Genomic DNA, 12,538 nt, shown 5'->3' with positions numbered 1-12,538 from the left:
CGCCCCGGGGCAGGTCGACCCCGATCGGGCGGGAGCCGTCGCTATCCGCCTCGCTGGGTGGCTACGCTGACTAACGTGGGGCAGCTCGACGCGGCCGGAATCATCGATCCTCGACTACGTTCCTCCTATGCGCGGGCCCGGGCGCTCAATGCCGCCCACGGCCGCACGTACTACCTGGCCACCCTGCTGCTGCCAGGGTGGAAGCGGCCCCACGTCCACGCGCTGTACGGCTTCGCCCGCTACGCGGACGAGATCGTCGACGATCTCGACTCCACGCTGACCGAGGCCGAGCGGGCGCGCTGGCTGCACGAGTGGGGCAGCCGGTTCCTTGCGGCGCTACGGGCGGGGACACCCGCCGTTGACGTCGGCACCGAGATGGCCGGCACCGGGAGGGACCGGCACCGCGCGGAGGTCTCGGTGCTGCCCGCGGTGGTCGACACCATTCACCGCTTCAAGATCGATCCGGACCACTTCGCGGCGTTCCTGGCCTCGATGGCGATGGACCTCACCGTGACGGAGTACGCGACCTGGGACGAGCTGACCGTCTACATGCACGGATCGGCCGCGGTGATCGGCCTGCAGATGGTGCCGATCCTCGAGCCAGTGGACGACAGCGCCCTGCCCTATGCCCGCGACCTGGGGATGGCCTTCCAGCTCGCCAACTTCATCCGCGACGTCGGCGAGGATCTGCGGCGCGGCCGCGTCTATCTGCCCCGGACTTCGCTGGACCTGTTCGGGGTCACCCGGGAGCAGCTGGCCGCCGGCGTCGTTGACGGGCCGGTCCGCCGGCTGCTGGCCTTCGAGATCAGCCGGGCGCGGGAGCTGTTCCGCGCCGCCGAGCCCGGCATCCGCCTGCTGCACCCAACCTCACGCGACTGCCTGCGGACGGCGTTCGTCCTCTACCGGGGCATCCTCGACGAGGTCGAGCGCGCCGACTACCGGGTGCTCGAACGCCGCGTGTCAGTCGGGCTCCCGCGCCGGCTGGCGGTCGCCGGACCCGCCCTGGTCCGGGCCGTCCGGGCGCGTCGCGGCCAGGGCCACGGGATGCCTCAGATCAGCTCACGGCCCCCCAGGTAGGGCCGCAGCACTTTGGGAACGCGTACCTCGCCGTCGGCGGTCTGGAAGTTCTCCAGCAACGCCGCCAGCAGCCGTGGGGTCGCCACGGCGGTGTTGTTGAGCGTGTGCGCGAAACGCACGGTGCCGTCGGTGTCGCGGTAGCGCAGGTTCGCCCGGCGCGCCTGCCAGTCGTGCAGCGTCGAGCAGCTGTGCGTCTCGCGGAATCGACCGAGCGAGGGGAACCAGGTGTTGATGTCGTTCATCCGGAACTTGCCGACGCCCATGTCCCCGGTGGCGCATTCGACGACCTCGTAACACAGCCCGAGGTCGGACAGGATCCGCTCGGCAGTGGCCAGCAACTCGGCATGCCAGCGGGCCGACTCGGCCTCGTCAGCGGCGCACAGCACGAACTGTTCGACCTTCTCGAACTGGTGGACGCGCAGCAGACCGCGGACGTCCCGGCTGGCGCTGCCGATCTCCCGGCGAAAGCACGGCGAGATGCCGGCGTAGCGGATCGGCAGGCGGCCCACATCGAGAATCTCCCCGGCATGCAGGCCGACAAGAGCCACCTCGGCAGTCCCCGCCAGGTAAAGGTCGTCGGCGGGGATCGCATAGATCTCCTCGCGGGCCTTGGGTAGCATCCCGGTGCCGACGAGCGGCTCCTCCCGGACCAGGGCGGGCACCGACACGGGGGTGAAGTCCAGCCCGCGCAGCAGGTCGAGCGCATAGGAATGCACCGCGCGCTCCAGCATGACCATGTCACCGACGAGGGCGTACGCCCGCTCCCCCGCGACCCGCCGGGCCCGGGCGAACTCCGCCCACCCTCGTTTCTCGGCCAGTGCCGTGTGGTCGAGCGGGGTGAAGTCGAACTCCGGCGGCTCGCCGACGGTCCGCAACACCACGTTGGCCGACTCGTCGGCTCCCACCGGCGCACCCGACCACGGGATGCCCGGCACCAGCAGCATCAGCTCGGACAGCCGGCCCCCGGTTCGGGCCAGCTGCTCGCGCAGGTCCTTCAGCTGGCGGTCGAACGCCTCGTGCTCGGCCCGCAGCTCGGCCCGCCGGGCCGCGTCGGCCCCGGCGAACTGCTTCGCGAAGCTCTTGCGCCGAGCCTGCGCCTCGTCCACCTCGAACTGCAGTTTGCGATTGTCCCGGTCGAGCTGCAGCAGTTCATCGACATCCAGATCAATGCCTTTGGCCGCGACCGCGTCTTTCACGGCCTGCGGATTCTCCCGGATAAAGCGCTTATCGAGCATGGAATCGCGTCAGCCTCTGATCGGTACCGCATTGTGCTTTGCGGTAACGCTACCAGCCGTCCGGCCCGCGCACCGGTCCGCTCCCGGCCCGGCGGGCACCCGCCCCGGCAGGCACCATGCGGGGCGATCCGCCGCTCACCGGTTACGGTGCACAGACCACACCAGAACCAGACCACACCAGAACCAGCAGACCGCATCAGAAGCGAGGGAGGCCGGCGACGGTGGCCAGTTCAAAGGAGCGACGTCAACGCGAGCTCGCCGAGGCCCGGGCGGCCCGGCAGGCGCAGCGGCGCCGGCTCGCCCATCGCCGTCGTCAGCAGCGGCTCGCGATCGTCGCCGGATTCATCGCGATCGTCGTCGCGGCATCGACGATCGCCGCGATCCTGCTCACCGGCAAGGACGACCAGCCCGACGTGGCCGCCGCCGGTGCCGCGACGACACCCACCGCGACCGCACCCACCGCGACCGCACCCACCGCGACCGCACCGACACCATCGGCCGCCCCCCGTCAGACCAGCAGGGTCGGGCAGTGCACCTACACCTCCAACGGGGAGGCCCCGGCCCGCGGCGCCACCCTGCCGGCGGCCGCGGCCACCGTCGACACGTCCCCGGCGACAATGGTGATCATCACCGACGCCGGCACCATCACGGCCGCCTTGGACGCCCAGAAGGCACCATGCACGGTGCACGCCCTGCGCACGCTCGCCGACGCCAGGTACTTCGACGGCACCACGTGCCACCGCCAGACCGGGGGGGCCGACGCAGGCATCTCGGTCCTGCAGTGCGGCGATCCCACCGGAACCGGCAACGGCGGCCCGGGGTACGGGTACGCCAACGAGAATACCCAGGGCGTGACCTACGACCGAGGCGTGCTGGCGATGGCGCACAGCCAACTGCCGGACAGCAACGGCAGTCAGTTCTTCATCAACTACCAGAACCCGACCCCGCAGGGCGCGGCGGCGCTCGCCGGCAATTACACCGTCTTCGGGAAGATCACCAAGGGACTCGACGTGCTCGACAAGCTCACCGGGCCCGGCGTCGAGGGCGGCGGCTCCGATGGTGCCCCGGCGAGCAAGCCGAAGATTCTTTCGATCACGATCACCCAGGGCGGCTGACCCGCCGGTCAACCGGCCCAGCGGCGGATGGTGTCGATGCGGGCCTGGAGCTGCGCGGCGGTGGCCTGGCCGCTCGGCGGACCGCCACAGGTCCGGCGCAGCTCGGCGTGGATCATCCCGTGCGGTTTGCCCGTGCGGTGGAAGTGTGCGCCGACAAGCCGGTTCAGCTCCTTGCGCAGCTCGCCGATCACCTCGTGCACGGGCCGGGTGGCCGCCTCGACCGCCGGCTGCACGCCCTCGCGGGCCGGCGGGACGACCGGCGAATCCGCGGCACGGGCAGCGGCACGGCGCGTGGCGGCCTGCTGGGCGGCCTGCTGGGCGGCCTCCCGCTGGCGCAGCAGAACCGCGACCTGATCGGGCTCCAGCAGGCCCGGCAGGCCCAGGAAGTCCTCCTCCTCGATGGACCCGGGGGCCGCCGGGGTGCCGAACTCGCCGCCATCGAAGATCACTCGGTCGAGATGGGCCGAGGATCCCAACGCCGTGAACAAGGTGTCCGGCTTGTCGGGGATGTCCTTGCGCCGGTTGGCGTCCCGCAGCGCGTCGTCGTCGAAGGCGTCCGGATCGCGCGGGGACTTCTCCAGGGCGTGGTCCCGCTGGACCTCCATCTCGCCAGCCAGCGCCAGCAGGGACGGCACGCTCGGGAGGAAGACCGACGCCGTCTCCCCGCGACCGCGGCCCCGAACGAACCGCCCGACGGCCTGGGCGAAGAACAGCGGGGTTGACGCCGAGGTCGCATAGACCCCGACCGCCAGGCGAGGCACGTCCACGCCCTCACTGACCATCCGTACCGCCACCATCCACCGGTCGGCCGACCGGCGAAAGTCATCGATCTTGGTCGACGCGGTCGGGTCGTCGGAGAGGATCAGCACGGGCGAGGTGCCGGTGATCCGGGTGAGCAGCGCGGCGTAGGCGCGCGCGGCCGCGTGATCCGTGGCGATGACCAGCCCGCCCGCGTCGGGCATGCCGCCGGCCCGCACCTGGGACAGCCGGGTGTCGGCGGAGGCGAGCACCGCCGGCATCCAGTCCCCGCCCGGGTCGAGCGCGGTGCGCCACGCGGCGGCGGTCTGCTCGTTGGTGAGCGGCTCCCCGAGTCGGGCGCTCAGTTCCGCGCCGGCACTGGTCCGCCAGGTCATCTCGCCCGAGTAGGCGAGGAAGAGCACCGGGCGGACAACCCCGTCGCGCAGCGCCTCGGCATAGCCGTAGGAGGAGTCCGCGATGCTGCGCATCACCCCGTCGGGGCCCGGCAGGTAGGTGACGAAAGGGATCGGGTTGACGTCGGAGCGAAACGGAGTACCAGTCAGGGCGAGGCGACGCGCGGCCGGGGTGAACGCCTCCCGGATCGCCTCACCCCATGACAGCGCGTCGCCGGCGTGGTGGATCTCGTCCAGGACGATCAGGGTGCGACGCGCGGCGGTCCGGGCACGGTGCAGGGCCGGATGCGCCGCCACCTGGGCGTAGGTCACGGCGACACCGGTGTAGTCGGAGGATGTCGCCCCGGCCGAGTTGCGGAAGTCCGGATCGAGGTCGACACCAACCTCCGCCGCGGCCACGGCCCACTGGCGTTTGAGGTGCTCGGTGGGCGCGACGACGGTGATCCGACTGATCTCGCCGGCAGTGAGAAGGTCGGCGGCCACCTGCAGGGCGAAGGTCGTCTTCCCGGCGCCCGGGGTGGCGACCGCCATGAAGTCCCGGGCGCCCGACGACGACCGTGACCGGTAGATCTCCAGGGCCGCACGCTGCCACGCGCGCAGCGGTCGGGCTGGTGGAACGGGACGTCGTGGACGAGGGCTTCGGTCGAGGGGGCCGGCTCTCACGCCATCACACTCTAGAAGGCGGCACTCGGCGAAGACGCTGGCGGCCGCAGGCGCGTCGGGATGACCACACTTTTGCCGTGGATGGTCCCGAAGGGACCACGCCCGAGCATGACCGTCTTATCTCACAGAGGGTTAAGCTCCTGGAGTCAACCGATTGACTTCGGAGGCCCCGATGCAGCTCACGACCGGTCCTTCGGCAGTTCCCCGCGCACCGGTGGCCTCCGCGCCAACACCTGAGGTATCCGGTGGTGACAGGACGCCCACCACCCGCACACCCAACACCCGCACACCCAACACCCGGCTGCGACTGAGTCGGGAGGAACGGGGCTGGTCGCAGGAACGGCTCGCCACCGAGATCCGTCGGTTCTCCGTCATCCACGAGGGTCGCGAGGCCGGGGTGACCGGCAACATGATCTGCAAGTGGGAGAAGGGCGACAAGAAACCAAGCCTGCGTTATCAGCGGTTGTTGCGGGCGCTATTCGGCCGGTCGTCGGCGGAGCTCGGTTTCGTGGATGACGAAGCGCTTCCCGCCGCCGTCGGAGCACTGCGGGGCGGAACCGGTCAGGGTACGGCCGTCGCCGCGTCGATGAACCTTGAACAGGCGGCCTGCGAGACGGGCGCCGCGGGCACACTCGTACTTCACCCCGGCACCGACATGATCGACACGAACGGTATTCCCGTGGAACGTCGGGACTTTCTCCGGCTCTTCGCCGCGGCGGGCGGCGTCGCCGTCGTGCCCATGAACGGCGTCACGGACACCCCGCCCTGGGAGCGCCTCTCGGCGGCGCTGCGTCGCCGTAGCACGGTGACCCCGGAGCTCGTCAACGAGCTGGGCCAGCTCACCGCGGGGCTGTACGGCTTAGAGGAACGCGTTCCCGCCCGGATCCTGATACAGCGGGTCACCGGGCATCTGAGCAGGCTCAGTCAGCTGCTGGAGACCACGAGCCGGTCCCCGGTGCGCCGTGAGCTGACCTCCACCGCCGGGGAGACGGCGGCGCTCGCCGGATGGCTCTCGTTCGACATGAACGACCTGCCCGCGGCCGTCGCCTACTACCGGGTGGCCATCGAGGCCGCCCGCGAGGCCGATGACCACGCCCTGTGGGCCTGCGTACTCGGTTACGAGAGCTACCAGACCGCCAGCCGTGGCCGCCACGACCAGGCCTGCGCGCTGCTCGGTGAAGCCCAGCGGCGAGCCGCCACGGGCAGCACGGTGATGACCAGGGCCTGGCTGGCTGCCCGGGAGGCCGAGGAGCAGGCCGCTCGCGGCGAGGGCCGGGCGGCGCTGGCCGCCCTCGACCGTGCCCAGGATGCCTTCGACCGGGGTGAGAGCGACGGGGACCGGGTCTGGACGCAGTTCTTCGACCGGGGCCGGCTCGATGGCCTGAAGGTCACCACCTACACGCGGCTACGGCGACCCGCCGCGGCCTACGCCGCCGCCACCGAGGCACTGCGGGCGGCCGCTCCCGGTGCGACGAAGAAGCGGTCGTTGCTGATGAGCGACATCGCGGAGGTGCACATCCAGCGGCGGGAGATCGAGGCGGCCTGCCACTTCGCGGCCGAGTCCCTCGCGATCGTGCTCCAGACGGACTTCTCGCTGGGCCTGGCCCGTATCCGCCGCGCCCGGGAGCACCTGCGGCCCTGGCAGCACACCCAGGCCGTGCGCGAGTTCGACGAGCAGCTGCGGGCACTCACCTGACGGTGGGTGCCGTCTCGGCGCTGATCCAGCCCAGATAGTCGGCATGGCCGGCGACGATCGGCGTGGCAATGATCTCGGGATTTTCGTAGGGGTGGAGGACCACGAGCCGCTCATGTAGCTCATCGAATCGTTCGGTGGTCGTTTTCGCCAGACAGAGCCATTCCTCGGCCTGCTCGATCTGGCCCTTCCAGCGGTAGGTGCTGCTCATCGGTCCGATCACCTGGAAACAGGCGACCAGACGCGCCTCCACCAGGATCCTACCGATACGGTCAGCGCTTTCCCGGGAGTCGATACTCACGATGACCTGAAGGTGACCCACGCGCACTCCCATCTCTAAAACGATGGATACGCAAGATACCCTACATCGATCAGTGGCGGTAGCCGTTGAATTTACGGCGTCCGGTAGGATGGTCCGTATTCTCCGCGTGACATTCCACCCGGATCCACCCGGAATGGGCGGTTCAGTCGCAAGCCGTTTACCGCCGGTTGATCGGGAGGGTACATTCCGGCGCGGAAAGGCCACGCTGGGCGCAAGAGACAGCACCCCACGCCGGCCGGAGAAGACCGGCCTGCTCCCGTAACCAGCCTGGTCTCACCCACCGGTTGGTCCTACCGCTGCCGCGGTCCCCCGCCCGGGTCGGTGCCACCGCCGCCCTGCGCTGGCTTCACCCGTCCCCGGCGGGCGCGCCGTGAGCCGACGACCCCTGGGTCTGGCACACGCGGTAGCAGTCGTAGACACCGCCGACGCCGCGCACGGCGCCGAGCACCTTGTCCAGTTGCTCCGGCCCGGTGACCTCGATCGTGAAACGCGCATGCGCGACCCGATCATCGGATGTGGTCGTCGAGGCCGCGCGGACGGACGCCGAGATCTCCGAGAGCACCTCGGTGATGTCCGCGAGCAGCCCGTAGCGGTCGAACGCCTCGACGGCGATCTCCGCGGGAAAAATCTGCGCCTGTGGTGCCGACCAGGTCGCCACCGCGACGCGCTCGCGGTCCGACCCCGCCTCGGTGGCGTTCATGCACTCCCGGCGGTGCAGAGACACGGTGCTGCCGTGCGTCGCGAAGCCGACGACCACGTCTCCGGGCAGCGGAAGGCAACATCGCGCCAGCCTCGCCGGCACCCGACCACCCACCCCGTCGTCTGCCACGGCCGCGAGGCTGGGCATCCCACGCCGGGCGATCGGACGGGTCGGCGACGGCAGGCCCGACGAGGCGCCGTCCGCGCCGCCGGCGGTCCGCGCACCGCCGCCGCTCCCGGACCGGGTGGTCGTGACGCCCGGCTCGGCCGCCCCGGCGGCGGTGTCCCTGCGCTGCCGGGCCAGCCGGCGCCGGATACGTACCCGGGCCCGGGAGGTCCTGACGAAGTGCAACCAGTCCTCCGACGGTCCCGCGCCGGGGAGGTTGGAGGTCAGGATCTCGACGACGTCGCCGTTGCGCAGCCGGGTATGCAACGGGACGAGCCGACCGTTGACCCGGGCGCCGATCGCCCGGTGCCCGATGTCGGTGTGCACGGCGTAGGCGACGTCCACCGGGGAGGACCGGGCCGGCAGTGCGAGCATCCTGCCCTTGGGCGTGAACGCCAGCACCTCGTCGGCATCCAGGTCTGAGGACAGCGACTCGAGGAACTCGTCCGAGTCGACCTCCTCCTGCCAGTCCAGCAAGCTGTGCAACCAGGACAGGCCCTCCAGGCGGGCGCCGTCCGCGCCGGGGCCGACCGGTCGGGCGACGATCCCGGTCTCGGCCAGCCGGTGCATCGACGGCGTCCTGATCTGGATGTCGAGGGAGCGGCCGGCGCCGTCGGTCACCGTCGTGTGCAGGGACTGGTACATGTTGAACTTCGGGGTAGCCACGAAGTCGCGCAGCCTGCCGGGCACCGGTCGCCACAGGGCGTGGATGACACCCAGCGCCGCGTAACAGTCCGTCACCTCGTCAACGAGCACGAGGACGCGGACGAGGTCGGTGTAGTCCTGGACGGGCCGGTTGCGCTCCTGAGCCCGCTTGTAGATCGAGAACAGGTGGCTGACCCGGATGGAGACGGCGCCGTCGATGCGAGCCCCCGCGAGCCCGGCTCGCAACCGTGCCACCAGCGCCGCGACGGTTCCGGCCGCGCGCTCAGCGGCGGTGAACTCGTCCACCGTGGCGGCAATCCGGGCGTGCTCGGCGGGATGGAGCACGGCGAACGCCCGGTCCTCCAGCTCTCGCTTGATCACACTGACGCCGAGCCGGTGGGCCAGCGGGGCCAGGACCTCGAGCGTGACCCGGGAGATCTTCACCTGTTTGGGAGGGGACATGAAGGCGAGCGTGCGCATGTTGTGCAACCGGTCCGCGATCTTGATGACCAGTACTCGGTAGTCCCGGGCCAAGGCCACGATCAGCTTGCGCAGCGTCTCGGCCTCCGCGGCCTCCCCGAACCGCATCTTGTCCAGCTTGGTGACACCGTCGACGAGGTTGGCCACCTCCGCGCCGAACTCCTGGGTGACGGAGTCGAGGGTGTACCCGGTGTCCTCGACCGTGTCATGCAGCAGGGCAGCGATCAGGGTAGTCGTGTCCACCCCCAGCTCCGCGAGGACCTCGGTGACGGCGAGGGGATGGCTGATGTACGGATCCCCGCTGCGCCGCATCTGACCGGCGTGCAGCCGCTCGGCGACGCCGTAGGCGTGCACCAGCAGGCCGATGTCGGCGCGCGGATGATAGTCGCGATGCGCCTCGACGATGTCACGCAGCTCCGGCGGCACCTGGGACATCCGCGGTGTCGCCATCCGCCGGGCCAGGTGGGCGAGACGCACGCTCGCCTGCCGGGCCGCCGACAGGGCCCGGGAGGCCTCGTCGGCACCGCCGTCGGCCCGGGACAGCGCGGGGGTCAGACCGCCGCCGGCCGGCAGACCCGCACCCACGGTCTCAGCATCCACGGCACCCCCCTGATTCGACCCGTTAGACCTGTACGCCCGAGGTAACGCGGAAACAGCCGTATACGCCCTCGATGGCACGCACCGCACTCAGGATGTGCCGGAGATGCTTGGCGTCTCCCATCTCGAACGTGAAGCGGCTGACCGCCACCTGATCCCGTGTGGTGGCCACCGACGCCGACAGGATGTTCACGTGCCGGTCGGACAGTACCCGGGTGACATCCGAAAGTAGTTTGGTACGGTCCATCGCCTCGACCTGGATCACGACGAGGAACACCGAGCCCGACGACGGCGCCCACTCGACCTGGACCGTGCGGTCGTGCGGCCCGCCGCGCAGCCCCGACAGGTTGGAGCAGTCCGTCCGGTGGACCGACACGCCCTTGCCCCGGGTGACGAAACCGGCGATCTCGTCGCCGGGCATGGGGGTGCAGCAGCGGGCGAGCTTCGTCCACACGTCGGGAGCACCGGTGACGAGCACCCCCGCCTCCCCGGTCGAGCGACGCAGCGTGCGGATCGGCAGCTCGGTCTCACCCGCGTCCTCCTCGGCCCCCTCCGGACCGCCGAGGGCCACGAGCAGCCGCGAGACCACCAACTGGGCGCTGACGTGGTTCTCCCCCACGGCCGCGTAGAGGGCGGCCACGTCGGCGTAGCGCAGGTCCTTGGCCAGGTTCAACAGCGCGTCCCCGCTCATCAGGCGGGACAGCGGCAGGCCGTGGCGGCGCATCGCGCGGCCGATCGCGTCGCGGCCGGCGACGATCGCGTCCTCCCGGCGCCCACGGGCGTGCCACTGGCGGATCTTCGTCCTGGCCCGCGACGAACGGACGAACATCAACCAGTCCTCGCTCGGGCCGGCCGAATGGGCCCGCGAGGTGAAGATCTCGACCGCGTCGCCGTTGTCCAGCGGGGTGTCCAGGGCCGCGAGACGGCCGTTGATCCGGGCCCCGACGCACTGGTGGCCGATGTCGGTGTGCACCGCGTAAGCGAAGTCCACCGAGGTCGACCCGGCAGGCAGCGGGATGACGTCGCCCTTGGGGGTGAAGACGAAAACCTCGTCGGTCTCGGCGGCGAACCGCAGGCTGTCGAGGAACTCTCCCGGGTCCGCGGTCTCCCGCTGCCAGTCGAGCACCTGACGCAGCCAGGTCATGAGGTCCGCATCGGGTCCGCCCTTGCGCCGACCGGCCCGCCCGCCCTCCGGGGTCCCCGCCGAGGGCCGGGCCGCAACCCCGTCCTCCTTGTACTTCCAGTGCGCGGCAATGCCGTACTCGGCCCGGTTGTGCATCGCGTGCGTGCGGATCTGCAGCTCGACCGGTTTGCCCTCGGGACCGATGACCGTCGTGTGCAAGGACTGGTACATGTTGAACTTGGGCATCGCGATGTAGTCCTTGAACCGGCCGGGAATCGGCTTCCAGGTCGCGTGCACGGTACCCAGCGTGGCATAGCAGTCCCGGACCGAGTCGACCAGGACGCGGATGCCGACCAGATCATAGATGTCGTCGAAGGAACGGCCGCGCACCACCATCTTCTGGTAGATCGAGTAATAGTGCTTCGGCCGCCCGGAGACGACCGCCTTGATCCGCGCGTCCCGCAGGCCGACCTGTACCTGCCCGATCACCTCGGCCAGATAGACGTCCCGGCTCGGGGCCCGGTCAGCGACCAGCCGGACGATCTCGTCGTACCGTTTCGGATACAACGCGGCGAACGAGAGGTCCTCCAGCTCCCACTTCAACGAGTTCATGCCGAGCCGGTGGGCGAGCGGGGCGTAGACCTCGAGCGTCTCCCGAGCCTTGCGTTCCTGCTTGTGCTCGGGCAGAAAGCGCAGGGTACGCATGTTGTGCAGGCGGTCGGCGAGCTTGACCACCAGCGCGCGTGGGTCGCGGGCCATCGCGACGACCATCCGGCGGATGGTCTCCGCCTGGGCCGCCTCGCCGACCTTGACCCGGTTGAGCTTGCTGACCGCGTCGACGATGAGCGCGATATGGTCACCGAAGGTGTCCCGGATTGCATCGACGGTAAGCGTCGTCTCCTCGAGGGTGTCGTGCAGCAACGCCGCGGACAGCGTCGCGGTGTCCATCCCCAGATCGGCGAGGATGCTCGCGACCGCGATCGGATGAGTGATGTACGGGTGGCCGGAGAAGCGCACCTGGCCGGCGTGCGCGGCGTCGGCGACCTCGAACGCCTGCTGCACCTGGGCGATGTCGGCGCGCGGGTGGTTCGCGAGCAGCCCACGCAGCACCGGGTCGAGAGCCGAGGGAGGCGTCGCCCGGTGCGTCGCAAGGCGGGAGAGCCGACCGCGTACCCGACGCGGCAGCGGCGGCGACTCGTGCCCCAACCGGGGGACGACCGGGGAACCGTCCTCGGGACGCCGTCCCATGCCGACCGCGGTGACCAGCTCGGACCCCCCCGGGGATCCACCCGGCGGCTCCTGCCCGCGGACGTCGCCACCATCCGCAGCCGGCGGCTGTGCCGGCCCGTGGACTGCCGGCCCGTGGACTGCCGGCCCGTGGACTGCCGACTCACGCGCCGCCGATCCGGCGGTGGCCCGCGCGGCATCGCCCACCGGCCGGGGCTCCCGGAAGGGAGTGACGGCGGGCTGCGAAACTCCGGTGGTCACCGGCGCTGCCTCGGGCACGGACCGCTCCTGCGTAAGGACTAGACACCGAGCCTAACGCCGCACTGGTCAGAAGCCTTCCGCGGA

The 12,538-nt window shown here is 70.6% G+C and carries 8 protein-coding genes; 3 read left to right on the top strand and 5 right to left on the bottom strand.

Features of this window, described 5'->3' with window-relative positions; genetic code table 11:
• The first annotated feature begins 66 nt into the window (after positions 1-66).
• On the top strand, positions 67-1,077 hold the full coding sequence (locus BMG523DRAFT_RS05100) for a phytoene/squalene synthase family protein (protein ID WP_235462885.1): 1,011 nt from the start codon (positions 67-69) through the stop codon (positions 1,075-1,077).
• Here BMG523DRAFT_RS05100 and serS read toward each other — a convergent pair.
• Positions 1,050-2,312 carry a serine--tRNA ligase gene (gene serS / locus BMG523DRAFT_RS05095; protein WP_011435824.1) on the bottom strand — a complete coding sequence of 421 codons (1,263 nt, stop codon included), beginning with the start codon at positions 2,310-2,312 and terminating at the stop codon, positions 1,050-1,052. The two genes, BMG523DRAFT_RS05100 and serS, sit on opposite strands and share 28 nt — an antisense overlap.
• 221 nt (positions 2,313-2,533) lie before the next feature.
• Between serS and BMG523DRAFT_RS05090 the strand changes: the two genes are divergently transcribed.
• The gene (locus tag BMG523DRAFT_RS05090; RefSeq protein WP_023840948.1) at positions 2,534-3,427 is read left to right on the top strand and encodes a peptidylprolyl isomerase; all 894 of its coding nucleotides are present in this window, start codon (positions 2,534-2,536) and stop codon (positions 3,425-3,427) included.
• A gap of 8 nt (positions 3,428-3,435) precedes the next feature.
• Here BMG523DRAFT_RS05090 and BMG523DRAFT_RS05085 read toward each other — a convergent pair whose 3' ends face one another.
• Positions 3,436-5,241, bottom strand: a complete 1,806-nt coding sequence (locus BMG523DRAFT_RS05085; RefSeq protein WP_011435822.1) for a DEAD/DEAH box helicase — start codon at positions 5,239-5,241, stop codon at positions 3,436-3,438.
• A 172-nt stretch (positions 5,242-5,413) separates the two neighbouring features.
• Between BMG523DRAFT_RS05085 and BMG523DRAFT_RS05080 the strand changes: the two genes are divergently transcribed.
• A complete protein-coding gene (locus tag BMG523DRAFT_RS05080) occupies positions 5,414-6,937 on the top strand; it encodes a helix-turn-helix transcriptional regulator (protein WP_011435821.1) in 1,524 nt (507 codons plus the stop codon).
• On the opposite strand, the gene cutA is transcribed toward BMG523DRAFT_RS05080, so the two are convergent.
• The 3 genes from cutA to BMG523DRAFT_RS05065 all read right to left on the bottom strand — a co-directional run bounded on the left by cutA (position 6,930) and on the right by BMG523DRAFT_RS05065 (position 12,472).
• Positions 6,930-7,256 carry a divalent-cation tolerance protein CutA gene (gene cutA, locus BMG523DRAFT_RS05075; protein WP_011435820.1) on the bottom strand — a complete coding sequence of 109 codons (327 nt, stop codon included), beginning with the start codon at positions 7,254-7,256 and terminating at the stop codon, positions 6,930-6,932. The genes BMG523DRAFT_RS05080 and cutA overlap by 8 nt on opposite strands.
• A gap of 346 nt (positions 7,257-7,602) precedes the next feature.
• Positions 7,603-9,846 (bottom strand): bifunctional (p)ppGpp synthetase/guanosine-3',5'-bis(diphosphate) 3'-pyrophosphohydrolase, encoded by a 2,244-nt coding sequence (locus BMG523DRAFT_RS05070; RefSeq protein ID WP_011435819.1) that lies wholly within the window; start codon positions 9,844-9,846, stop codon positions 7,603-7,605.
• Positions 9,847-9,868: 22 nt separating this feature from the next.
• Positions 9,869-12,472 carry a bifunctional (p)ppGpp synthetase/guanosine-3',5'-bis(diphosphate) 3'-pyrophosphohydrolase gene (locus BMG523DRAFT_RS05065; protein WP_023840946.1) on the bottom strand — a complete coding sequence of 868 codons (2,604 nt, stop codon included), beginning with the start codon at positions 12,470-12,472 and terminating at the stop codon, positions 9,869-9,871.
• Positions 12,473-12,538: the final 66 nt, after the last annotated feature.

It is taken from the genome of Frankia sp. BMG5.23 (genome assembly GCF_000685765.2).
Lineage (GTDB): Bacteria > Actinomycetota > Actinomycetes > Frankiales > Frankiaceae > Frankia > Frankia casuarinae.
Note: the sequence above shows the minus strand (reverse complement) of the source record. Positions and strands in the feature narration are given on the sequence as shown.

Coding starts and splice junctions, on each gene's coding strand:
- serS (WP_011435824.1), bottom strand. CDS start 2,312: ATGCTCGATAAGCGCTTTATCCGGGAGAATCCGCAGGCCGTGAAAGAC.
- BMG523DRAFT_RS05080 (WP_011435821.1), top strand. CDS start 5,414: ATGCAGCTCACGACCGGTCCTTCGGCAGTTCCCCGCGCACCGGTGGCC.